This window comes from Bombella sp. ESL0380, from assembly GCF_009725805.1.
Taxonomy (GTDB): Bacteria; Pseudomonadota; Alphaproteobacteria; order Acetobacterales; family Acetobacteraceae; genus Bombella; species Bombella apis.
Genome location: NZ_WNIH01000003.1, coordinates 459,091 through 483,247 on the forward strand (window position 1 = coordinate 459,091; position 24,157 = coordinate 483,247).

Sequence of the window (24,157 nt, forward strand, 5' to 3'; positions counted from 1 at the left end):
TGGGTAAGGTTGGTCTCCCGCACGGGGAGGCCGGGTATGATGAAGACCCGGTGCTTGTTCATGCCGGGGTGGGGTAACTCTGTCATGATGAAACGTCGTTTCTCCTCTGCTGGTCTGGTGCTGGGCCCTCTGATGCTTCTTCTTGCCGGGTGTATGCCCGGCGCTCCCAAGGGCAGGATGGATGTTGCTCCTGTCAGCTTCAGCCAGCTCCCCGGCTGGGAGGGAGAGGACCATACGGCGCTGGTCAACATGGTGCGGCTGGAGTGCCTGCGTATCGCCCATCTGCCTGCGGGGACTTCTCTTGGAGGCGCCGTTACCCTGCCTTATGGCCGTGACATGAAAGACTGGAAGAATGTCTGCGTGGCAGCCTCGTCGGTGCGGAGTAACAGGACGGAGGCCAGACAGTTCTTCGAGAGCTGGTTCCAGCCCTACCTCGTCCAGCAGGATGCTTTCTATACGGGGTACTATGACCCTGAGGTTTCTGCCTCGCTTACACAGGGTGGAGAGTATCAGATTCCTGTTTATGCCCGCCCGAAAGACCTCCTGCGGGGGCGGGATGAAAATGGCGAGCTGGAATATGGCCATTGGGTGAATTCCGTGTTCCGGCCCTATGATGACCGGGCAACCATCAATTCTGGTTCTCTGGAGGGGAAGGGGCTGGAGCTGGCCTGGCTGAAAAGCCCTGTCGATCTGCTGTTCCTGCAGACGCAGGGCTCTGGCCGTTTGCGCCTGCCGGACGGCCAGCAGGTGTTTCTTGGTTATGATGGCCGCAATGGGCGGCCTTATGTTCCGATTGGCCGCGTGCTGGTCAAACGTGGGCTGATGAAGTCGGAAGATGTGGATGCCCAGAGCATCCGGGACTGGCTGGCCAACAATCCGGATCAGGTTGCTTCTGTCCTGGAGGCAAACCCCAGTTATGTCTTTTTCCGTCGTACGCAGCGCACGGCTGATGAAGGACCGACAGGGGGCTTTGGCCTGCCGCTGACTCCTCAGCGTTCTCTTGCCGTGGACAGGCGCTTCGTGGGGTATGGGATGCCTGTCTGGGTGAATATCAGCGGCAAGGATGCGCAGGGGCGTTTCGTGACATGGTCCCGGATGGTCTTTGCGCAGGATACCGGGAGCGACATACGGGGTGCAGCGCGTGGGGACCTGTTCCTCGGGTGGGGTGAGAAGGCCGCCAGGATTGCTGGGGACATGAAGAATCACGGTCAGATGATGGTTCTCGTCCCCCTGCCTGAGGCAAAGCAGGCTGGTGAGCAGCCGGTCGTCGGTACGGCAACGGAGGTCATGGCAGCAGGGGCGGGGCAGACAGCCAGATGATTCGTGCGCGTCGTGAGACGCTGGGGATGCATACGCTCATCCGGGGAGACTGTCTGAGTGTCATGCGGCGTATGCCCGCAGGCAGTGTGGATGTGGTGGTGACATCCCCTCCCTATAATCTGGGGCTTGCTTACCGCAGCTACAGGGACAGCCTCTCCGAGGAGAGTTATCTCGACTGGATGGAGATCATCTGCTCCAAGGTAGCCCGTGTGATGCGGGATGATGGGTCTTTTTTTCTCAATATAGCCGGGTCATCTGCCCAGCCATGGTTGCCATTCGAGCTGATGGTCCGGTTGAGGAAGCTGTTTACCCTTCAGAACCATATTTCATGGATCAAGTCCGTATCGGTAGGGGAGGTGACGCATGGGCACTTCAAGCCGGTCAATTCACCTCGCTACGTCAACCGGAACCATGAGCATATTTTCCACCTGACCAAACAGGGAGATGTGGAGCTGGACCGGCTCGGGGCGGGTGTTCCTTTCACGGACAAAAGCAACATCCATCGTCGCCAGCACAGGGAGGACCGGCGGTGTCGGGGTGATACATGGTTCATCCCCTATGAAACGGTACGGAGTCGTTCAGCCCGCTACAGCCATCCGGGGACCTTCCCCGTTGCCCTGCCGGAGCGTTGCATCCGCCTGCATGGGGTGCATCCTGAGATGATGGTGCTGGACCCGTTCATGGGAACGGGGACGAGCCTTGTGGCCGCAGAGTCGCTGAAGGTCCGCTCCATCGGCATTGAGGCCGATACGACCTATGTCCGGTTTGCACGCAAGCGTCTGCGTGCCATGATAATGCAGGGTGATACCGGCGCAGTGACGGAAGACGGGGCATAACAAGGTGGCAAGACGGACTCTGGATGATGATGAAGCGGCGCTGTGGAAAGCTTTCGTCCGGGATGTTGCCCCGTTGCGGGGGCGAAGGGAGGCTGCGGGCAGGTTTGTCCGGGAGGAGACTGGCAAGACGGAGAGTACGGTAGCCCGCCAGTCGGAAGGGGGGCGGAATACAGGGATGATGACGGTCAGGCTGGTGATGGCCCAGCCGGCCAGGGCACCCCGTCCCCGTCCTGCCCCGCATGTGGGGGTCCGTGCTCCTGGCCTTGATGATACGCAGTGGCGTCGTCTGTCCCGTGGGCAGATGCGTGTGGATGCCCGGCTCGACCTGCATGGCTACGTCGTGCAGGAGGCTTTTGAGGAGTTTCACCGCTTCATGCAGCGCAGCCGTGTCATGGGGTGGCGCTGCGTCGAGGTCGTTACCGGGCTGGGCAGTGGCATCCGGGGAGGGAGCATCCGCCGGGAATTGCCTCATTGGCTGCATCGTGCCGACATAGCGCCCATGGTGCTGGGTGTGGTGCACAGCCATCAGGGAAATCAGGGTGCCTTGCGGCTTCTTTTGCGGAAAAAACGCTAGAAGAGGAAAGGGAGGATCATTCCGATCTTGGAGAAGGGGAAGAGGTTTTCTATAACATTAATATCGAGAATGATTATCAATTAAAGAAGGAGGTTTCATCCATGGGGGGCACGGTGTCCCTGCGGGATGACCTTTCCGGGAAAGGCGCAAGATCATGGTTTCATTGAAAGCCCTGTTTGGCTCTGCCGGCGTCATGCTGGCAGCCCTGGCTGGCGGTATGTGGCCAGTCCATCAGGCTCAGGCGAAGGATGTGCGGGACATCACGGGGGCGGTCGTGTCCGTTCCGGATCATCCCCAGCGCATCATTCTGGGAGAAGGGCGGCTGATCTACGCCCTGGAGCCTCTGGAGGGAAAGCATCTGTTTGACCGTATCGTCGGCTGGCAGGGGGAATTCCGGGAGGCCGACAGACAGAATTATGAGCAGATGCTCAAGACATTTCCGGAGGCTGACAAGGTCGCCGTGATCGGACGGACAACCGCTGATACGATCAGTCCGGAGAAGGTGCTGGACCTTCATCCTGATCTCGCCATTTTCAGCACGACCGGCCATGGTCCCGGGCAGACTGGTGATGTGACGGCCAGGCTGCGGGCAGCGCATGTGCCTGTCCTGTTTGTGGATTTCCGGCAGGACCCGGTAAAAACGACCGTTCCCAGCATGGTCATTCTCGGCCAGGCCCTCGGGCGTGAGGCAGAAGCAAAAGCCTATACGGATTTTTATGAAAGCCGCCTGAAGGCCATCCAGTCTGTCGTGGAGACAATCCCGGAGGCCCAACGCCCCAGCGTGTTCATCAACATGCTGGCCGGGGCGCGGCAGAGCTGCTGCCATACGGCAGGGCGAGGCAACATGGGAGCCTTTATCGAGGCTGCCGGGGGGCGCAACATCGCAGCCGATCTTCTGCCGGGTTATATCGGCGATGTTTCGGCAGAGATGGTCATCGCCAAAGATCCCGACGTGCTGATTCTGGATGGCACCCGGGGGCCGGGCAACAGCGGGCCGGGCCTGAAGATGGGATCACAGGTGACGCCGGAGATGGCACAGGCCTCTCTTGCAGCCCTGCTGAAAGCGCCTGAACTTGCCGGGCTTGGGGCGGTCCGCAATGGACGTGCCTATGGTATCTGGCACACGTTCTATGACAGTCCGTTCAATATTCTCGCCATTGAGGTCATGGCAAAATGGTTTTATCCCGAACGCTTCAGGGATCTGGACCCGGATGCTGACCGCAGCCTGGTACAGAGCCGTTTTACAGTGATGCCGAACAGCGGGACATATTGGATCAAGGCGAATGCCCATTAAAGAGACAGAGACCAGAACAGACGGGCCATCAGACGAAATGGCCCGTCTTGCCGCACGATTGACAGGCATACAGGCATCCTATGTAAAGCTGACCCGCCACAGGGTGGGTGTCCTCTGCCTGATGGCAGGGCTGATCCTTTTTTCCATACTGCTTGATTTTTCCCTGGGCCCGGCCGGTCTTGGTCCGGCGGCCTTGTTTCATGCGCTCATGCATCCCTCATCCGGGACGAATGCCGTCATCGTATGGCATATCCGCCTGCCTTATGCCCTGATGGCGGCCCTGGTGGGCGTTGCTTTGGGAATATCCGGTGGGGAGATGCAGACGGTGCTGGATAACCCCCTGGCCAGCCCTTACACGCTGGGTGTGTCGGCGGCGGCGGCATTTGGGGCCTCTCTGGCCATCGTGCTGCATTGGCATATCCCTTATGTGCCGGAAAACTGGATGGTCCCGCTGGAGGCGTTCGTGTTTGCTGTGGGTTCGGCTGGTCTGCTGGAGCTGGTGGCCCGGGCACGGGGCCATTCCACGGCCATGGTGGTGCTGTTCGGTATTGCGCTGGTATTCACTTTTCATGCCTTCGTGGCCTTGATGCAGTTCATCGCTGATGAGGATGCTCTTCAGGACCTTGTTTTCTGGACGATGGGTAGCCTGACCCGGGCTGACTGGGGCAAGATTTCCGTCATGAGCCTCGGTTGCCTGTTGGTGCTGCCGTTCTGCTTCCGGGCGGCTCCGGCCCTGACAGCCCTGCGGCTGGGAGAGGACCGGGCTGCAAGCTATGGTGTGGATACGAAACGCCTGCGGATGATGTCTCTGCTGCGCATCAGTGTGCTGTCTGCCCTGGCTGTATCCTTTGTCGGGACGATCGGTTTCGTGGGGCTGGTTGCGCCCCACATTGCCCGCCGCCTGCTGGGGGAGGATCATCGTTTTTATCTGCCCGGGGCTGCCCTGTGCGGTGGGCTCATCATGTCGCTGGCCTCCATCGCGGCCAAGAACATTCTGCCGGGGGTCGTGATTCCGGTGGGGATTGTTACCTCACTGGTGGGAATTCCTTTCTTCCTTGCCGTGGTTCTGAGAAAGGGGGCCTGAAATGGGGAACTGTCAGACACATCAGCTGGAAGTTGAAAATTTCAGTGTCCATTATGGGCGGCGGCAGGTCCTGCATGACATGACGCTTGCCCCCATGCGGGCCGGGCGTGTGACGGCCCTGCTGGGGCCGAATGGCTCGGGCAAGTCCACCTTCATGCGGGGAGTTGCCGGCCTGACCCGGGCGGAGGGATGTGTTCGCCTTGCCGGGCAGGATCTTTCAAAACTGGGGGTTGGTGAGCGGGCCAGGCTGGCTGCCTATCTGCCACAGAGCCTGCCGCCTGCCGTTCATCTTCAGGTGATCGAGGCGGTGATGGTGGCCCGTCGGGCGGGGGAGGCCGTGTCTGCCGAGTGTGCCCTGCGGGAAAGCACCGACGTTCTGGAGGAGCTGGGTATCGGCAGGCTGGCCCTCCGCTACATGGATGAACTGTCTGGTGGTCAGCGGCAGATGGTGGGACTGGCGCAGGCCCTGGTGCGCCGTCCGGCCATGTTGCTGCTGGATGAACCCTTGAGTGCGCTGGACCTGCGGTATCAGTTTGCCGTCATGGACGTCGTCCGTCGTGAGACACGGAAACGTGATATCGTGACGCTACTGGTTGTTCACGATCTGAACATCGCTCTGCAACGTGCTCATGATGTTGTCTATATGCGGGATGGTCGGCTTGTGGCACAGGGGGCTGTCATGGCCGTGACAACACCTGCCGTGCTGGGAGATGTCTATGGTGTCCAGACCCGTCTGGAGGTCTGTCCCCGTGGGCTGCCCCATGTGCTGGTGGATGGCATTATTGGGAGTGATGGCTGAGGCACTGTGCTGCCGGAAAGTCCCATGATGACCCGCACGGATACCATGGCGTGTTTGTCAGGTAGGGACAGGATGAGCCATTGCCCAGTAACGGACTGTTTTCAGATGTCGTGAGTTCTTTCGGGGCTTTTCTGGTCAGGAGGCCCCGATGCGTTATCTCGTGACGGGTGGTGCCGGTTTTGTTGGCAGTCATGTCGTGCTTGCCCTGCTGGATGCAGGGCATGAAGTTGCTGTTCTTGATGATCTGAGCACAGGGCATCGGGCAGCCGTGCCACCCGGCGTCCCTTTCTTTCTGGTCGATCTGGCCAGTCAGGAGGCCACAGCGGGTGTGATGGCCCAGGGGCCGTGGGATGGTGTGCTGCATTTCGCTGCCCTGTCCCGTGTTGGTGACAGTGTGAGAAGGCCCCTCCATTATCTGAGGCGGAATTATCTCACCACGCTCAATCTCATCGAAGCTTGTGTGGCCAATGGCGTGAAGAAATTTGTCTTTTCCTCCACAGCGGCACTGTTTGGAGGAACGGAGCGCACTGGCCTCATTTCAGAAGCGGCATCTGTTGATCCCGGTTCCCCCTATGGGGAAAGCAAATTCATGATCGAACGTGTCCTGCATTGGGCTGACAGGATATACGGCATGAGAAGCGCCTGCCTGCGTTATTTTAATGCTGCTGGGGCCGATCCCGCTGGAAGGGCAGGTGAAGATCATCGCCCTGAAACGCACCTGATTCCTTTGACGATCGAGGCTGCGTTGGGAATGCGGCCAACGCTGAAGCTGTTTGGCCTAGATTATCCAACGATGGACGGGTCCTGTATTCGTGACTATGTGCATGTCGCCGATATTGCCGAAGCCCATCTCAGGGCGCTGGAGCAGATGGAGCAGGGCAGCATATGCTACAATATCGGGACCGGGTGTGGTTATTCCAATCTGGAGGTTATTGCCAGTGTTGAAAGGGTAAGCGGCCGGTCGGTACCTTGGGAGCCTGCTCCAAGGCGGGAAGGAGACCCTGTCAGACTGGTGGCAGACCCGGCACGACTGCACGCCGATACAGGCTGGACGCCCAGATTTGCAGGGCTTGACATGATTGTTGAAACAGCCCTGCGCTGGCGGCAGGCTCATCCGCAGGGCTATGCTGACTGATCATTCTCCAGCTCCGTATGGAGCTGGACATGAATGCTTCAGGGCCAGATGACTTCTGGTGGCATGGACATCAGGATGGCCTCGGTATTGCCGCCTGTTTTCAGGCCGAAGAGCGTCCCCCGGTCATAAAGGAGGTTGAACTCCACATAACGGCCCCGTCGCCTGAGCTGGGCCTGACGGTCTCCATCCGTCCAGGGAGTGAACATCCGCCCCCGGACGATGCCGGCATAGCTGTTCAGGAAGGCTTCTCCCACATCCCGGGTGAAGGTGAAGTCATTGGCGAGGTTCTGGCTGTCCAGCCAGTCATAGAAGATGCCGCCCAGCCCACGGGGTTCGTTGCGGTGTTTCAGGAAGAAATACTCATCACACCATTTCTTGAAGCGGGGATAGTAGTCCGGGTCGTGTCTGTCGCAGGCCTCCTGAAAGGCCCGGTGGAACGTGGCCGCATCTTCGAGGGCTTCCGGGCTTTCAGGGAACATGGGCGTGATGTCGCCACCCCCACCGAACCATCCCTTTGAGGTGATGATCATGCGGGTGTTGAAATGCGCCGCACTGACATGGGGGTTGCAGGGATGGGCCACCAGAGAGATGCCTGTGGCAAAGAAGCGTGGGTCCTCCGCCGCACCGGGAATGGTCTTGCGGAATTCTGGTGAAAATTCCCCCCAGACGGTTGAGACATTCACGCCAACCTTCTCAAAGACACGCCCCTTCATGACAGACATGACACCACCGCCACCTTCAGGCCTCTCCCAAGCCGTACGCTGGAAACGCCCCGGCAGCTCATGCCCGACCAGAACGGGAGCGTCCCCGGCTGCTGCCTCGTCTTCCAGAGCCTCATAGGCGGTGCATATCCTGTCACGCAGGCTTTCGAACCAGCGGCGGGCCTCGTCCGTCAGGCCGGCATGGGGCAGGTCGGGCAGGGCAAAAGGCGTTGAGGATGGCATGGGCATCTCCTGATCTGTGTGGGGCAGAAATGGATGGTTTGTCACTCTGGGTTGTCATGCTGTTCATAGGCCAAAAGGCTCATTCTGGCTTACTGGCTTTTCCTGATGTTGTAAAAAGGGCAGACAACCCTGCCTATTGATTTTTGGGTTGGTCTTCTGAAAGACTGTCCGCTATCTGATGAGAGGACTGCCGGAAGGGTTGTGCAGGACTGTGTGCCCTGCGAGCGGCGACCGGGTCGAGGCAGGATGGAGTGAGGATTTATGGTTGCAGACAAGATGATCGAACCTGTCATTGGTGTCATCGGGGGCTCAGGCCTTTATGAGATTGACGGGCTGGAAAACCGGGAGTGGCGGCGTTGTGAATCCCCTTGGGGCGCTCCTTCCGATGAGCTCCTCTTTGGCACGCTGGAGGGGGTGCGCTGCGTGTTTCTGCCCCGTCATGGCCGTGGGCATCCCATTCCGCCCTCACGTCTGAATTACCGTGCGAACATTGATGCCCTCAAGCGGGCCGGTGTGACGGACATCATCTCTCTCTCTGCCGTGGGGTCTCTGAAGGAAGAGCTGGCTCCGGGCCATTTTGTGCTGGTGGATCAGTTCATTGACCTGACACAGGGGCGCCCCCGGACCTTTTTTGAGGAAGGCTGTGTGGCCCATGTCAGCATGGGTGAGCCGGTTTCCGCCCGCATGGCCACCACGCTGGCTGATGAGGCCGAAAAGCTGGGTATCACGGTTACACGGGGCGGCAGCTATGTCGTGATCGAGGGGCCGCAGTTTTCCACCCGGGCCGAGAGCGAGCTTTATCGCTCATGGGGGGCGTCGGTCATCGGCATGACGAACATGCCGGAGGCCCGTCTGGCCCGTGAGGCAGAAATGAACTATGCCACCGTTGCCATGGTGACCGATTATGACTGCTGGCACGAAGAGCATGAGCACGTCACGGTGGATGCTGTCGTCCGTACCATGAAGAGCAACTCCAAACATGCCCGGGAGCTTGTTCGCCGGGCCATTCCGGCCCTTGGCAAGGCCCGCCCCATCTGCACCGGTACCGGTGCAGCCGAGCGTGCGCTGGACAATGCCATCATCACGCCGCCGGAAGCCAGAGACTTCTCCGTTCTGGCCCGTCTGGACGCTGTTGCGGGGCGTGTGCTGTTCAGCTGAGCGCCAGCCTGATGGCTTTGTGAAGGGAGGGCCTCCCTGCCGGATGGCGGGGAGGTCTTTCTGCATGCAGGGCCTTCAGAAACCGTGAAGCAGGCCCCCGTCAACCGGGATGCGGGTCCCGGTGATGTAGGCCGCCAGAGGGCTGGCCAGAAAGGCGGCCATGTGCCCCAGCTCTTCGGGTTGGCCGTAGCGGCCTGCGGGCACGCCGTTTTCTTTCTGCCTGCGGAACTCTTCGAGCGGAATGCCAGCCTTTTCAGCCCGTATTCTGTTCAGGGTGGCGACGCGGTCCGTCTCGAAGCGGCCGGGCAGCAGCGTATTGACCGTCACGCCATCATGGGCGACCTCCCGGGCGAGGGTTTTACCCCAGCTGGCCAGTGCGGAGCGGAGTGCGCTGGAGAGAACGAGGTTGGGAATGGGCTCCACGATACTGGTGGAGGACACCATGATGATCCGGCCGAACTGTCGTTGCCTCATGCCCGGCAGATACTGGCCGACAAGCTGCATGACAGGCAGAAGCATCGTGGCGGTTTCTTTCTGCCAGAGTGCCGGATCGCAGGCCGTGGCAGGCTCCAGGGGCGGTCCGCCGCCATTGCCGATGATGATGTCCGTCTCCGGCATGATATTCTGGAGGGCTGTCAGGCAGGTCTGTACGCTGTCTGGTGCCGAGAAATCCACGGCATGCCAGTGCGGGGTGATGCCGGTATCGGCTGCCAGATCATGAGCGGCCTGCCGCAGTCTGTTTTCATCACGGGCCAGCAGACAGGGGCGGACGCCTTCCCGTGCCAGGGATCGGGCAATGCCCAGTCCCAGCCCCCGGCTTCCTCCCATGATGATGGCTGTTCGTTCTTGCAGATGCAGGTCCATGATGGCCTCTCCTGATCCTGTAAAGACGCCCCTTTTCAGGGAATGGAAAAGAGAAGTTTTCACCTCTTCGTGGTCAGGAGCAAGAGGGAATGAAACGGTGTGGTTAATGACAGGATGCGCCTATTCATTAATGTTTATTTAAAAGTAAGAACGATTAAAAAATCTCCGGTGCCTCGGAGGGGAGTTCTTGACGCTACAGGGGGGCATCACTATCTCTCATTCGCCCCGTTTGATCGGGGAGTTTACTGGTGCGCTGCTAGAATGAGCGCAATAACCCGGCTGCGCTGCTTTATGGAAGGGCCAGCCTAAAATGGAGTGATCCATGACGAAGTTTCGTCCCCTTCACGACCGTGTAGTGGTCCGCCGTCTGGACGGTGAAGAAAAAACCGCCGGTGGTATCATCATTCCTGAAACCGCCAAGGAAAAGCCGATGGAAGGCGAGGTCTTGGCCGTTGGGTCCGGTGCCCGCAATGAGCAGGGTCAGGTCGTGCCGCTGGATGTCAAGGCTGGCGACCGTGTCCTGTTTGGCAAGTGGTCCGGTACCGAGGTGAAGATCGGCGGTGAAGACCTGCTGATCATGAAAGAGAGCGACATTCTGGGCATCGTCGGCTGAGGCCACATTCCCGGACATTTTTCTCTCCGACCATCTTTGAAGGAATTAGGTGTTATGGCTGCTAAAGACGTGAAATTTGGTGCTGATGCCCGTGAGCGCATGCTCCGTGGTGTTGATATTCTTGCCAATGCCGTGAAGGTGACGCTCGGTCCGAAGGGCCGCAATGTCGTTCTGGACAAGAGCTACGGTGCCCCCCGCATCACCAAGGACGGCGTTTCCGTCGCCAAGGAGATCGAGCTGGCCGACAAGTTCGAGAACATGGGCGCACAGATGGTGCGTGAAGTGTCCTCCAAGACCAACGATGTGGCTGGTGACGGCACCACGACCGCTACCGTTCTGGCCCAGGCCATCATCCGTGAGGGTGCCAAGGCTGTCGCCGCCGGCATGAACCCGATGGACCTGAAGCGTGGCATCGACAAGGCCGTGCTGCGTGTTGTGGAAGAGCTGAAGACCCGCACCAAGAAGATCTCCTCCCAGGATGAGATTTCCCAGGTCGGCACGATCTCTGCCAACGGCGAGTCCGAAGTCGGCAAGATGATCTCCGAAGCCATGGAGAAGGTCGGTCACGAGGGTGTCATCACGGTGGAAGAGGCCAAGGGCCTGCACACCGAGCTGGATGTCGTGGAAGGCATGCAGTTTGACCGTGGCTACATCTCCCCGTACTTCGTGACGAACACGGAGAAGATGACGGCTGATCTGGAAAACCCCTACATCCTGATCCATGAGAAGAAGATCTCTTCTCTCCAGCCGATGCTGCCGCTGCTGGAAAGCGTCGTGCAGTCTGGCCGCCCGCTGCTGATCATCGCTGAGGAAGTCGATGGTGAGGCTCTGGCCACGCTGGTCGTCAACAAGCTGCGTGGTGGCCTGAAGATCGCTGCCGTGAAGGCTCCGGGCTTCGGTGACCGTCGCAAGGCCATGCTGGAAGACATCGCCATCGTGACCGGTGGTCAGGTCGTCTCCGAGGATATCGGCATCAAGCTGGAATCCGTCACGCTGGACATGCTTGGCACGGCCAAGAAGGTGCATATCGACAAGGAGAACACCACCATCGTCGAGGGTGCCGGTGCTGCCGAGGGCATCAAGGGCCGTTGCGCCCAGATCCGCTCTCAGATCGAAGCCACGACATCCGACTATGACCGTGAGAAGCTCCAGGAGCGTCTGGCCAAGCTGGCTGGTGGCGTTGCCGTCATCCGTGTCGGTGGCAGCACCGAGGTTGAGGTGAAGGAGCGCAAGGACCGTGTTGATGACGCCCTGCACGCAACCCGCGCGGCTGTTGAGGAAGGTATCGTCCCGGGTGGTGGTACGGCTCTGGCCCGTGCAAGCCTGCTGTTCGATGACCTGACCTTCGAGAATGACGACCAGCGTGCTGGTGCCCAGATCGTCCGCAAGGCTCTTCAGGCTCCGCTGCGCCAGATCGCCCACAATGCTGGTGAAGATGGTGCCGTGATTGCTGGCAAGGTGCTGGAACTGAGCAACTACAACGAAGGCTTTGACGCCCAGAAGGGTGAGTACAAGGACCTCGTGGCTGCCGGTATCATTGACCCGACCAAGGTCGTCCGCACGGCCCTTCAGGATGCAGCCTCCGTGGCTGGCCTGCTGATCACCACCGAAGCCATGGTTGCCGAGCGTCCGGAGAAGAAGTCCGACGATGCTGCTGGTGCCGGTATGGGTGGCATGGGCGGAATGGGTGGCATGGGTGGTATGGGCGGCTTCTGATCGCTCATCCTTCCCCATCCCGGTCACTCTGGCCGGGATGGCCTCCTGTCCCGTACAGGCAGAAAGAAAAGCCTCGCTCTTTCGGGAGCGGGGCTTTTTTGTGTTTTACCTGTTCAGGAAGCCGTCAATGTCTGTCAGTGCTTCGGTCAGTGGCAGCCGCTGGACAGGTACGCCATCAGGGAAGGCGGAGAGAAGGCGGGACGGCATCCGGCTGTCCAGAATGATGAACACGCCCCGGTCATCAGCCCGGCGGATGAGGCGCCCGAAGGCCTGACGCAGGCGCATCCGGGTGATGAGGTCGTCATAATCGCCCGGCCTGCCGCCGGAAAGATGGCGGCGGCGTTCCCGGTGAAGAATGTCGGGCCGGGGCCAGGGGGTACGTTCCATCACCACCATGCGGAGGGCCTCTCCAGGGACATCCACGCCATCCCGCATGGCATCCGTGCCCAGCAGGCAGCTGTTCGTCTCGGTACGGAAGACATCCACCAGCGTGGCGTTGTTCATGGCGTCCACATGCTGGGCGTAGAGGGGGATGTTCTTCATCCCCAGCGGCTCATGGATGCGGCGGTGGACCTCTTTCAGCCGTTGAATGGCTGTGAAAAGCCCCAGAGCTCCCCCATTGGCGGTTTCAAAAAGAGCCTGAAAGGCCTGCGCCTGTGCTGCCGGGTCCCGTGAGACATCCGTGATGATGTAGGCCCGGGTTTGGTGGGCATAGTCGAAGGGACTCATCAGGGCAGCCCGCATGGGGGGCTTGAGGAAATGCGCCGTGCCCAATCGTCGCTCAGCCTTTTCCCATCCGGCTTCCCCGTCTTCATCCGGGCTGCGGTCCCGCAGGGTGGCGGAGGTGATGAGCAGCCCGTGCGTGGTGCTTTGCAGGGTGCTGGCGAAGGGAATGGTCGGGTCCAGCCAGTGGCGGTTCAGGGCAATGTCGTGTCCTCCCTGGAGGAGCCGTGTGGGGGGTAAAGGCTCCCGGTGGATGAAGTCCACGTAGGTCGGCAGGCTTGTCTGGGCAACGGGTTGCTCCATGATGGCCCGTACCATGCTGATCCACCCTTGAAGGCGGGAGAGGGCACGGCGATGCAGGCTGCGTATGGTTCCCTCCAGCCGTTGCTGGAAGGCTGTATCGGGGTCTTCCTCCTGCGCTTCCAGAGCTTCCTGAAGGTGCCGGATGATCCGGTCCAGCGGGGTGACGATGTCCTGAAGGGCCGTGAGCAGGGTTTCGGCGTGCTCACGCAGCGGGGCGGGTATGGGGTGCAGGTCGCATTCCTGGCGAGGATAATGGCCCTGCTGGCCGCGGGTCTGCATCTGTATTTCCGCTATGCGGGCATCCAGATGCATGTCCAGCATCTGGAGGAACGCCTCGGCCGGTTGGGGGAGGGACGCTTCCTCGACCATGGCGAGGGGGAAAGGGTCTTCCTCATCGTCATCAGGCGGGGTGGCAGGCCTGTCTTCCAGCGGGGGGACGTCTGGTGGCGGCGGGGCCATGCGGGCCTGCCGGGCCTCATGCAGGCGTCCGCTCCAGCCCGGGCGTGGCAGGCCTTTCTGTGTGGCAAGGACAAGCTCCTGAAGGGCATCCTTGAGGGCTGGCAGGCGCTCCATCAGGTCTTCCATGCGGCGCATCAGGCCACGGGCACGGGAGCGGCTCCCCTCAGCCCCGAGTATCCAGCGGCGCAGGTCGGCTGCTTCCAGCCCGGAGAAGACCAGAGAGAAGGCACTGTCTGCTGCATCAGGGATATGATGGCCTTCATCAAAAACATAACGGGTGGGGACGCCATTTTCGTCTGCCAGATTGCCGGGTGCCATGTCCTGCGGCAGCATGGCGTTCCACGCTGCCTGGGACAGGACGAGCGCATGGTTGGCGATGACGAACCGGGCATGTTGTGCACGGCGTATGCCATGCTCGATGAAGCAGCTCTGATAATGCGGGCAGGCGGAATGGATGCACTCGCCCCGCCGGTCGGCAATCATGTTCAGCAGCCCGGGTTGGAACAGGTCCCCGAACCAGCCGGGAAGGTCGCCCCCCATCAGGTCGCCATCTTCCGTGGTTTCGGCCCAGAGAGCGAGAAAGACCAGCGGGATGAGGCCAGGCTGCGCCTGTGGCTGGCGGTTGAGAAGGGCGGTGGTGATATCTTCCAGGTTCAGGAGGCAGAGATAGTTTTCCCGCCCCTTGCGGATGACGGCAAGCTCATGCCGTTCTGTCGGATCGGGGTAAAGACGGGTCAGTTCCTGTTCGATCTGCCGTTGCAGATGGCGGGTATAGGTACTGACCCAGACAGCTCCGTCATTCTTTTCGGCCCAGAGGCTGGCCGGGGCGATGTAGCCCATTGTCTTGCCCGTGCCGGTACCCGCCTCGGCCAGCATGATGTTGGGGGCATTGGCGACATCCCGGGGGGTGAAGGCGTAGCTGGTGGCCGAGGCAAAATCGGCCTGACCGGGGCGGGGTTCTGCATGCCTGCCCAGCAGGGCGGAAAGACGCCTGCGGGCTTCCTGCTGGCTGACTGGCTGGCTGCCAGCCGGGGGACGGGGCGCACGCTCCTCCCACTGGGGCAGGCGCCGCCATATTTTCAGGGCATCAATTTCTCTGGATCGTCCCGAAGATGCAGAGGGAGGAGGCAGGGCCTCTTTCACGATGTCGTGCCAGCTCCATCCGGCCTGGTCCAGAGTGGGCAGCAGAAGGTGGAGCGTGGCGATTTTCTGGGAAGGCTGTCCCGACAGCTCATCCAGAAGGTGCTGGGCAATACGGTAGAGACTGTCGGCCTGTAGGGGAGCTGTATCCGTTGGTTCTGCAAGGCCCAGCTCCAGGGCGAGGCCACGGGCTGTCGGGGTCACGCTCCGGGCCGGATGGACGAGAAGGAAGAGTTCCAGCAGGTCCAGCCAGGGAGCGGGAAGAGGTTCCGGGGGTAGTTCCAGCAGACGGAGCGTGGCAGGCCCGTGGATGAGCAGCGGCGGCGGCAGCTGGCGGAGCATGTCCCGGACTTCGGCAAGGGGAATGTCCAGCACCTCACCATCAGGCGTGATGAGGGAGGAGAGGCCATGTCGTGCGATCAGGGCTGGCGCATCAAGGTAGGAGCGGAACAGGCTGGGCATGCTCCAACTCATACACAGGAAGTCCTCCTTCTGCGAGGGGAAAGCAGTGCACGTCCCGCCTGCATACTTGACCAGAGGGGGGAGGGTTCATAATTAACGTAGTCTTATGCAGAACAAAACGCCTTCTCCCCAGAATGATTCGTCTTTCCCCAAGCTCTGGCCGTTTGAGGAAGCCCGTAAACTGGCCGCCCGTGTGGCAGACAGGGACCCCAGCAAACCGGTTCTGATGGAGACAGGCTACGGGCCTTCCGGCCTGCCGCATATCGGTACGTTCGGCGAAGTGGCCCGGACGACATGGGTCCGGCAGGCTTTTGAGAAGCTGACAGGTCGCCAGACCCGTCTTCTGGCCTTTTCTGATGACATGGATGCCCTGCGCAAGGTGCCGGGCAATGTCCCCCAGCAGGAGATGCTGGCTGAGCATCTTGGCCTGCCGCTCTCCCGTATTCCCGATCCGTTTGGCACGCATGAGAGTTTTGCGGCGCACAACAATGCCCGCCTGCGCCAGTTCCTTGATGCGTTCGGGTTCGATTATGAATTTGCTTCTGCAACCGATTACTACACGTCCGGCATCTTCGATGCGGCCCTGAAGCGTGTTCTGGAAGAGCATGATCGCATCATCGAGGTGATCGCTCCCACGCTGGGCAAGGAACGGCGGGCGACCTATTCCCCTGTGCTGCCGATCCATCCCGAGACGGGCCGTGTCATGCAGGTGCCCATCATCAGCGTGAACCCGGAAGCCGGAACAGTCGTCTGGAAGGACGAGGACGGGAAGAGCTTTGAGACATCCGTCTATGGCGGGCAGGCCAAGATGCAGTGGAAGGCCGACTGGGCCATGCGCTGGTATGCTCTGGGTGTCGATTATGAGATGTCCGGCAAGGACCTCATCGACAGTGTGAAGCTTTCCTCCAGGATATGCCGCATTCTTGGCAGTGAGCCACCGCTGAACCTGACCTATGAGCTGTTCCTCGATGCCAATGGGCAGAAGATCAGCAAGTCCAAGGGAAATGGCCTCTCCGTGGAGGAATGGCTGCGGTACGGCCCGTCGGAGAGTCTGGCTCATTACATGTTCCAGCAACCGACCCGTGCCAAAAGGCTCTATACGGACATGATCCCCAGAGCCACGGATGAATATCTGGCCCTCGTGCAGAAGGGTGAGCAGCAGAGCGCAGAGGAGTTCCTTTCCAATCCGGTATGGTTCATCCATGAAGGGAAACTGCGCCCGCAGGATACCAGCCCGGTTTCCTTCACAGCTCTGCTGAATCTGGCCAGTGTGGCCAATGCCAGGGAAGTGGAGACACTCTGGAAGTTCCTGCGGCGTTATGATTCCAGCCTGTCGCCAGAGACACATCCTTATGTGGCACAGCTGGTGCAGCACGCTCTGGATTACTTCAATGAGCGTGTCCGTCCGACCAAGGTGTTCCGTGCTCCGACGGAGACAGAGCGCAAAGGTCTGGAAGACCTCGCAGCAACGCTGAAGACGGTGCCGGACAATGCGACCCCGGATGATGTGCAGAATGTCGTATTTGAGGTCGGCAAGCGTTACTTTGCCAAGCCGGAGCTGCGGTCCTGGTTCGGGTGCCTGTATGAGGTGCTGCTGGGGCAGAAAGAGGGCCCCCGCTTCGGCATTTTTGCGGCTTTGTTTGGCCTGAAGGAGACTGTTGCCCTCATTGATGAGGCTCTGGCACGTCCTGTTGAGCCTGCCGGGGCAACGGAGGAAACCAGAGGCTGAGGCATGACGGCTCCCTCCGGTATGCCAGATGGTGCGGATGCCTCTCCGTCACTTGCTGACGGACGGCTGCGGCGTTTTCTGACGCGTCTGCCGGCCATGGTGGGGCTGGTCCTGCTCATTTTTGCGGGGCTGGTGATCTGGCGGGAGCTTCAGCATCTGTCCCTCCAGCAGGTGATGGCGGGGCTTCATGCCATTCCTGCCGCCGCCTTGTGGAAGGGGGCCGGGGCAACCATTCTTTCTTATGCCATCCTGTCTTTCTACGATGGTCTGGCCTGTCATCATGTGCAGGCGGGCATTTCGTGGCGGCGGTCAGCCTTTGTGGCGTTCTGTTCCTATGTCCTGTCCCATAATCTTGGGTGCGCAGCCATTTCGGGCACGGCTGTGCGCTACAGGCTCTATCGTAACTGGGGTGTGCCGGGGATCAAGATTGCGGCCATCGTGGCGTTCTGTTCCGTCACCTACTGGTTGGGGATGCTGGGGCTTGTGGGGTTCATCCTGCTGGCCCAGCCGGGCATTATTCCTTATGTCCGTCATCTGCCGCCCTGGGTAACTGATCTTGGGGGAGCAGCCTGTTTCTCTGTCCTGCTGGCCTATGTGCTTCTGCCCTGCTGGAAGCAGGAAGTGCATATTGGCAGGTGGACATTGCGGTTTCCAGACTGGCGGATCGGGCTGGGGCAGATCCTGTCCAGCATGGCGGACATGTCTGCTACCGCCCTGATCGCCTGGTGTGTGCTGGATACGCTGCCCAATGGGAGCGGCCTGACATTTGGCGGGTTTCTGGCCATCTATATCGGGGCTTACACGGCCGGTCTGCTGGCCAATGTTCCGGGTGGGCTGGGAGTGTTCGACAGCACCATGCTGCTGGCGCTGTCCCCGTGGTTTTCCGTGCCGCACATCATGGCAGGGATTCTGGTTTTTCGCCTGTTCTATTACATCATTCCCCTGCTTCTGGCGGGTGCCATGTTTGCCGGGCATGAGCTGTTCATAAAAGGGGCACCTCTGCTGGCCCGGTTTGGCAGGACCGTGGAGCACAGCCAGAGTTTGCGTTCATCTGAAGCGGATTTCGCCACGATCGTTGCCACGGGCAGTCAGGCCGTGCTGGGCCTCGTCATCGTGGTTTATGCCCTTCTGGCACCATTGCCTCCGTTCCATTCTTTCTGGAGTGCGGTCCTTCTTCAGGGCGCCGCTTTTCTGCTGACCCTCATCGGGGTGATGCTCGTCGGCCTGTCTCTGGGGCTGTCCCAGCGGGTGGCGTTGGCCTGGCGGCTTTCTGTCGGGGCTCTGTCCATCACGCTGTTGATCCTGACCGTAAGGCAGGCCCATTGGGTGGCTTTTCTTGTCGTGCTGGCCGTGCTGTTCGTTTTGCTGCCATTCCGCAAGACCTATTACAGGCAGGCTTACTGGCGGGTAGAGCCGTTTTCTCCTTTTGTTCTGGCGCCATTTTCGCTCTGGCTGTGCGGGTTGGCCGGTGTCAGCTGGATCGCCCGTCAGCGGCATCTCGGGCATGTCTGGTGGCGTTCTATGGTTCATGATGCCCATACGGCGGTCGGGCGCTGGTTTCTCGGTGGTGCGGCCGTGTGCTGTCTGCTGGGGCTGTGGTTTGCCCTGAGGAAAGCACGGCTGCATCTTCTCCCATGGAACATGGATGCCCGGGTGCAGTACGCCTGCCTTCAGGATTCAGCAGAGGCTCTTTCCCTGCCGTGTGAGCGCCTTTTCGTGCCTGATGGCATGTTGTCGGATGCAACAGGGAAAGCTGCCTGCGCGGTGGTCCGGCTGAAGCCTTTCTTGCTGTCGGAGCCAGTGCTCCTGTGTCTGGGCGGAGCTGTGGGAGCACGGGGACAGCGGGGTGGTGCTGTCTGGCGGCTGCGGGATTACGCCGTGCAGGAAGGGTGCCAGCTGGCCGTCCTTCAGCAGGGAGCACGGCAGGCGGACATCTACGCCTCTTTCGGCCTTGGTCTTTTTTCTCTTGAAGGCGACGAGGGATGGTTTCTTGTCTGCCGGCCGGAAGATTATCACGCCCTGAAGCTGCTGCTGGGCCTTTAGAAAAACCCGTTTTCCTCATCAGCCAGAAGAGGGCTGACGTGCGGCAGGGCAAGCCCCGGCTGGGCCGGGTAGGCTTCCAGAATCTGGAGATGGGGGCCGGTGCCAGAAGGCAGATGCTCTACCAGACTGATGTGGTCTACTGTCATTTCAGAGCTGTGAAAGAGGTTGTGCCGCTGTATCCATGGGATGAGATCGGTCGAGGAGGCCGGTTCCAGCCAGGCAATGGTCACTTCCGGGACGACGGCACGGCGGGGCAGGGAGAGGCCTGCGCGGCGGAGGGTGCTGGCAAGCCGCTTCTGCAAGGCAAGCAGCGGAGCCTGCGGAGTGAGGCTGACTGTCAGCCGGTCTTCCATCTCTCCCATCTGATGGCCGACCTGATGGAGGGCCAGAGAGAAAGGTTCCCATCGCAGGTGGGACAGGGTCATGTCCAGCTCCTCCATCTCGTGGCGGCTGTTTAGGTGGCCAAGGGGCTGGAGGGGGATCAGACACTGTTCTGCCGGTGACCAGCGGACATCATCCAGACTGCCACGCAGCAGGCCAAGTTCTGCCTGTATGGTGGGGGACAGCGTGAGGGCGAGGGAAAGATTCATGGGGCCTCCCGCAAATCAGGGAGATTAACAAAAAGAAAGTCAGGGTCTTGTCCTGAATTCTTGACTTGGGAGGAAACTACCCCACATTCTACGGGAACGATAGGGGCGGGCCCAATGAGTCCCCCCCTGAAGACTTATCGCAGCAAGTGGATATCATGGCTTTCCATTCCGATTACGAGACAACACGAGGACAGGCGGCTGCCGCTTTTGATGCGGGTCTGCGGGCTTACATGCTGCGTGTCTACAACTGGATGGCTCTTGCTCTGGGGATAACGGGGGTGACGGCCTATGCCGTGGTCCATACGTCGCTCCGGGCGCTGTTCTTTCATGTCGTGCAGAGAGGGGATGCTTTTGCGCTGGCTCCGACCGGACTGGGGATGGTGAGTGTTTTCGCCCCTCTGGTCTTTGTTATGGTGCTGTCCTTTGGTGTGAACCGTCTCTCCCGTTCGACAGTGCAGCTTCTGTTTGTGCTGTTCAGCGTGGCCATGGGCGTCAGCATGGCATCGCTGCTTCTGGCCTACACAGGGTCTTCTGTTGTCCGGACATTCTTTATTGCCGCCTCCCTGTATGGCGTCATGTCTCTCTGGGGGTATGTGACGAACCGGTCCCTCATGGGGATGGGGTCGTTCCTGACGATGGGGCTGATAGGTCTGGTGATCGCTTCTCTGGTCAACATGTTCATCCCGGCCCATGGGCTGACAGTGGCCATATCTTTCATCGGGGTGCTGCTGTTCACGGGGCTGACAGCTTATGACACCCAGCGCATCAAGCTTTCCTATCAGCAGTATGCGTCTGTCCTTCCGGCTGAAGAGACGGGGAAGATGGGGATCTATGATGCCCTGACGATGTATCTGAATTTTGTAAATCTCTTTCAGTTCCTGCTGCAGTTTACAGGAACAAGATCTGGTGGGCGCGATTGATCCACTGATGAGTCGGGTCAGTGCCCTGACAGGAAGAGGAGCCTCCGGGCTCCTTTTTTGTTGCGATTTTTTGCGGTTGAAAGGAAAATGGAAAATTAAGCGATCATCTTCTTGTTTTTGATGAAAATATGATGTTTTCTCAGAAATGGCAGATAACCGGTCTTTTTTTAAAAAGACCGACGGGGTTCCTTTTTTTTATGAGGCTTGCCCCCTTGTAATCTCCGTTATTCGGGAAGAATAAAGTGGGCGGCACTGGGGTCTCAGGGCTCCATATTTCATATTGAGTACGGAGGGAGTTCCCTTCTGTTGTCAGGATACGAACGGGAAAGGCACATATAAGATGACAACGTTCGGTGGCGATCGCGCTGTCCTGACTGTGTCAGAAAGTGTTCCGGCCTTTTTATGGCGGAACAACAGATAGAGGCAGGATCCATGAAAAGACTCTGGCGATTTTTCCCGGCGTTGCCTGCATTGATGCTGTCGGGCTGTACGGTTGATCTTCTTCAGCCAGCCGGCCCGATCGGGGAAGGTAATCGCGACATGATGGTGCTTGAATGGGCCGTCATGATGTGCGTTGTGGTTCCGGTGATTATTGCGACACTCGTATTTGCCTGGAAATACCGGGCTTCCAATACGAAGGCGGAATATCTGCGGAACTGGTCACATTCAAACAAGATTGAAGTGTTCATCTGGGGTGTCCCCATTCTGATCATTCTTGTTCTGAGTGTCTTCAATTACTGGAGCACGCATTATTACGACCCGTACAAGCCCATCTCCAAAGAGATGCAGGTAAAAGTTGGTGCGCCTGATGCAAAGCCGCTCCATGTGGAAGTTGTTTCCCTGGACTGGAAGTGGCTGTTCATTTACCCAGACCTTGGGATTGCAACCATCAACGAGCTGGATGTCCCCACAAAGACACCTCTGGATTTCCGGATTACGTCTGACAGTGTGATGACATCGTTCTTCATTCCGCAGCTGGGGTCACAGATCTACAGCATGGCCGGGATGGAAACACAGCTCCACCTGATGGCAAGCCGCCCGGGCAACTTCCAGGGTGAGGCCGCCCAGTACACGGGGCCGGGCTTCTCCGACATGCGCTTCCGCACGATTGCCATGCCGCAGGAGCAGTTTGACGCCTGGGTACAGAATGTACGCAGTGGCGACAATCCGCTCGCAGCCAAGGAAGCCTTGGATGCACAGACGTACCTGAAATATCACGCCGCACCGGCTGCCCCGCATGCTGAGGCACCCAAGCCGGCTCCGGTCGTGTATTTCTCCAACGTACAGTCTGGGCTGTTTGAGAGCATTGTTGCGAAATACAATGTCGGCATGACCCATGAGAACCACGGCACGAGCATGGGCGACAAGTCCATGGACATGCCTGCTGAGTCTCATACGGCTGCACCTTCCAATACCGGCATGTGAGGACTGATCTAAAGATGCTCGGAAAACTTACCCTTTCGTCCATACCGTATGATGTGCCGATTCTTGTCGGTACATTCATCGGTGTGGCTGTAATCGGGATTGCCGTTCTTGCGGCGGTCACCTATTTCAAAAAATGGGGTTATCTGTGGCGCGAGTGGCTGACCACGGTCGACCACAAGAAGCTCGCCATCATGTATGTTGTTCTCGGTCTCGTCATGCTTGTGCGTGGCTTTGCCGATGCGCTGATGATGCGTACACAGCTTGCCCTTGCCTACGCAGGTAACCCCGGTTATCTGCCTCCGCACCATTATGACCAGGTCTTCTCGGCCCATGGTACGATCATGATCTTCTTCATGGCCATGGTGATGATGCAGGCCCTGTTCAACTTCGTGGTGCCATTGCAGATTGGTGCGCGCGACGTTGCGTTCCCGCTGATCAACTCGATCAGCTTCTACATGACGCTCGTCAGTGCCATTCTCATCAACATCTCCCTCTTCATTGGTGAGTTCTCCAATGTTGGCTGGCTCGGCTACCCGCCGATCTCCGAACTGCAGTTCAATCCCGGCGTCGGTGTGGATTACTACATCTGGTCGGTGCAGATCTCCGGTATCGGTACTCTGCTGACAGGGATGAACTTCCTGACGACGATCATCAAGCTGCGTGCCCCCGGCATGAAGTGGATGCACATTCCTGTCTTCACATGGACGGCTTTCTTTGCCTGCATCATGATCCTGACGACCTTCCCGGTTCTGACGGTTTCCATGGCTCTGCTGGCTCTGGATCGTTACCTCGGCATGCACTTCTTTACCAATGATGGTGGCGGTAGCGTCATGCTCTACCTGAACCTGATCTGGTCCTGGGGTCATCCGGAAGTTTACATCCTCATCCTGCCTGCCTTCGGTGTGTTCTCCGAAATTGCAGCGACCTTCTCCGGCAAGCCGCTCTTCGGTTATGCCACGATGGTCATCGCAACGGGTATCATCACCTTCCTGGGCAGCATCGTGTGGGTTCACCACTTCTTCACGATGGGTGCTGGTGCTGATGTGAACACCTTCTTCGGTATCATGACGATGTTCATCGCCGTGCCGACGGGTGTGAAGATATTCAACTGGCTCTTCACCATGTACAAGGGGCGTGTCCGCTTCGAAGGTCCGATGCACTGGATCGTCGGCTTCATGATCACCTTCTCCATCGGTGGTATGACCGGTGTCATGATGGCCATGCCGGCAGCAGACTGGGTGATCCACAACTCCCTGTTCCTGGTGGCGCACTTCCATAACGTGATTATTGGTGGTGTGTTCTTCGGTTACGTGGCTGGTCTGAGCTACTGGTTCCCGAAGGCTTTCGGCTACAAGATGCGCGATGTCTGGGGTAAATGGGCGTTCCGTTTCTGGTTCGTCGGTTTCTACCTCTCCTTCATCCCGCTCTATGCTGTTGGTCTGGAGGGCATGACCCGTCGTATGAACCATTACGACAACCCGAACTGGCACCCCTGGCTGCTCGTGGCCTGTGTTGGCGTGTTCGTTCTGGCTGCCGGTCTGGCCTGCCAGGTCATCCAGTTCGTGCTGGCTGCGTTTGACGCCGTCAACAAGAAGCCGGATGCTCTGGATCTGACGGGTGACAACTGGGGTTCTGGCCGTACGCTGGAATGGTCCCTTCCGTCTCCGGTTCCGCACTACAACTTCGCACGTCTGCCGGTCATCCGTGGCCTGGATACGTTCCATATCGAGAAGGAGCTGGGTCGCCCGGCACCGGTCTCCGAGCTGGAGCCGATCCACATGCCGAAATATTCGGCGGTTGGCCCGATGCTGGGTGCCTGCGGGCTGCTGATCGGCTTTGCGCTGGTCTGGCACATCTGGTGGGCTGTGATCGTAGGGCTGGTCGTAGCCTTCTTCACCATCGTTCACCGCAGTGCGAACCTGGATGTTGATTTCTACGTCACCGTGGAAGAGATCCGTGCTGATGAAGAAGCTTTTGCCCGGCGGCTTGCCGCTGCCAAGGCAGCAGAGTAAAGGGAGGCGATGAA

At 59.4% G+C, this 24,157-nt stretch carries 19 protein-coding genes; 15 read left to right on the forward strand and 4 right to left on the reverse strand.

Annotation, left to right across the window (positions count from 1 at the left end; genetic code table 11):
• Positions 1-84 precede the first annotated feature (84 nt).
• The 7 genes from GM608_RS03175 to galE all read left to right on the forward strand — a co-directional run bounded on the left by GM608_RS03175 (position 85) and on the right by galE (position 7,042).
• Positions 85-1,320 carry a murein transglycosylase A gene (locus GM608_RS03175; RefSeq protein WP_227449642.1) on the forward strand — a complete coding sequence of 412 codons (1,236 nt, stop codon included), beginning with the start codon at positions 85-87 and terminating at the stop codon, positions 1,318-1,320.
• The gene (locus tag GM608_RS03180) at positions 1,317-2,156 is read left to right on the forward strand and encodes a site-specific DNA-methyltransferase (RefSeq protein ID WP_086431081.1); all 840 of its coding nucleotides are present in this window, start codon (positions 1,317-1,319) and stop codon (positions 2,154-2,156) included. Before GM608_RS03175 ends, GM608_RS03180 begins: the two co-directional genes overlap by 4 nt.
• 4 nt (positions 2,157-2,160) lie before the next feature.
• Positions 2,161-2,730, forward strand: coding sequence for a Smr/MutS family protein (locus GM608_RS03185; protein ID WP_276825109.1), 570 nt, complete (start codon positions 2,161-2,163; stop codon positions 2,728-2,730).
• A 154-nt stretch (positions 2,731-2,884) separates the two neighbouring features.
• A complete protein-coding gene (locus GM608_RS03190; RefSeq protein WP_043560542.1) occupies positions 2,885-4,024 on the forward strand; it encodes an ABC transporter substrate-binding protein in 1,140 nt (379 codons plus the stop codon).
• A 37-nt stretch (positions 4,025-4,061) separates the two neighbouring features.
• Positions 4,062-5,108 carry an iron ABC transporter permease gene (locus GM608_RS03195; RefSeq protein WP_052349086.1) on the forward strand — a complete coding sequence of 349 codons (1,047 nt, stop codon included), beginning with the start codon at positions 4,062-4,064 and terminating at the stop codon, positions 5,106-5,108.
• A gap of 1 nt (position 5,109) precedes the next feature.
• On the forward strand, positions 5,110-5,907 hold the full coding sequence (locus tag GM608_RS03200) for an ABC transporter ATP-binding protein (protein WP_043560539.1): 798 nt from the start codon (positions 5,110-5,112) through the stop codon (positions 5,905-5,907).
• Between the two features lie 148 nt (positions 5,908-6,055).
• Complete coding sequence (gene galE / locus GM608_RS03205) at positions 6,056-7,042, forward strand: UDP-glucose 4-epimerase GalE (RefSeq protein WP_333644988.1); 987 nt, start codon at positions 6,056-6,058, stop codon at positions 7,040-7,042.
• 38 nt (positions 7,043-7,080) lie between these two features.
• Here the strand turns inward: galE and hemF are convergent, their stop codons facing one another.
• Positions 7,081-7,986: an oxygen-dependent coproporphyrinogen oxidase gene (hemF, locus tag GM608_RS03210; protein ID WP_333644989.1), complete on the reverse strand. Its 906-nt coding sequence runs from the start codon at positions 7,984-7,986 to the stop codon at positions 7,081-7,083.
• 261 nt (positions 7,987-8,247) lie between these two features.
• On the opposite strand from hemF, the gene GM608_RS03215 reads away from it, so the two are divergent.
• Positions 8,248-9,144, forward strand: a complete 897-nt coding sequence (locus GM608_RS03215; RefSeq protein ID WP_043560531.1) for an S-methyl-5'-thioadenosine phosphorylase — start codon at positions 8,248-8,250, stop codon at positions 9,142-9,144.
• A gap of 75 nt (positions 9,145-9,219) precedes the next feature.
• Here the strand turns inward: GM608_RS03215 and GM608_RS03220 are convergent, their stop codons facing one another.
• Positions 9,220-10,008, reverse strand: coding sequence for an SDR family oxidoreductase (locus GM608_RS03220; protein ID WP_043561370.1), 789 nt, complete (start codon positions 10,006-10,008; stop codon positions 9,220-9,222).
• Positions 10,009-10,330: 322 nt separating this feature from the next.
• On the opposite strand from GM608_RS03220, the gene groES reads away from it, so the two are divergent.
• Together groES and groL are read left to right on the forward strand one after the other, a co-directional pair.
• Positions 10,331-10,621 (forward strand): co-chaperone GroES, encoded by a 291-nt coding sequence (groES, locus tag GM608_RS03225; RefSeq protein WP_043560528.1) that lies wholly within the window; start codon positions 10,331-10,333, stop codon positions 10,619-10,621.
• Between the two features lie 54 nt (positions 10,622-10,675).
• Complete coding sequence (gene groL / locus GM608_RS03230) at positions 10,676-12,337, forward strand: chaperonin GroEL (RefSeq protein ID WP_043560525.1); 1,662 nt, start codon at positions 10,676-10,678, stop codon at positions 12,335-12,337.
• A 105-nt stretch (positions 12,338-12,442) separates the two neighbouring features.
• Here groL and GM608_RS03235 read toward each other — a convergent pair whose 3' ends face one another.
• Entirely contained in the window at positions 12,443-15,424 is a 2,982-nt protein-coding gene (locus GM608_RS03235; RefSeq protein WP_408863032.1) for an ATP-dependent DNA helicase, read from the reverse strand.
• Between the two features lie 106 nt (positions 15,425-15,530).
• Between GM608_RS03235 and GM608_RS03240 the strand changes: the two genes are divergently transcribed.
• Positions 15,531-17,153, forward strand: coding sequence for a lysine--tRNA ligase (locus GM608_RS03240; protein ID WP_081563049.1), 1,623 nt, complete (start codon positions 15,531-15,533; stop codon positions 17,151-17,153).
• A gap of 3 nt (positions 17,154-17,156) precedes the next feature.
• Complete coding sequence (locus GM608_RS03245; RefSeq protein WP_333644992.1) at positions 17,157-19,196, forward strand: lysylphosphatidylglycerol synthase domain-containing protein; 2,040 nt, start codon at positions 17,157-17,159, stop codon at positions 19,194-19,196.
• Here the strand turns inward: GM608_RS03245 and GM608_RS03250 are convergent.
• Positions 19,193-19,786 (reverse strand): 2'-5' RNA ligase family protein, encoded by a 594-nt coding sequence (locus GM608_RS03250; RefSeq protein ID WP_333644993.1) that lies wholly within the window; start codon positions 19,784-19,786, stop codon positions 19,193-19,195. The two genes, GM608_RS03245 and GM608_RS03250, sit on opposite strands and share 4 nt — an antisense overlap.
• 155 nt (positions 19,787-19,941) lie before the next feature.
• Here GM608_RS03250 and GM608_RS03255 point away from each other — a divergent pair, with 155 nt between their 5' ends.
• The 3 genes from GM608_RS03255 (at position 19,942) to GM608_RS03265 (ending at position 24,143) form a co-directional block, all read left to right on the forward strand.
• Positions 19,942-20,706, forward strand: coding sequence for a Bax inhibitor-1/YccA family protein (locus GM608_RS03255; protein WP_248460507.1), 765 nt, complete (start codon positions 19,942-19,944; stop codon positions 20,704-20,706).
• 432 nt (positions 20,707-21,138) lie between these two features.
• On the forward strand, positions 21,139-22,131 hold the full coding sequence (cyoA, locus tag GM608_RS03260; RefSeq protein WP_227431357.1) for a ubiquinol oxidase subunit II: 993 nt from the start codon (positions 21,139-21,141) through the stop codon (positions 22,129-22,131).
• Positions 22,132-22,145: 14 nt separating this feature from the next.
• Positions 22,146-24,143: a cbb3-type cytochrome c oxidase subunit I gene (locus GM608_RS03265; RefSeq protein ID WP_043560513.1), complete on the forward strand. Its 1,998-nt coding sequence runs from the start codon at positions 22,146-22,148 to the stop codon at positions 24,141-24,143.
• Positions 24,144-24,157: the final 14 nt, after the last annotated feature.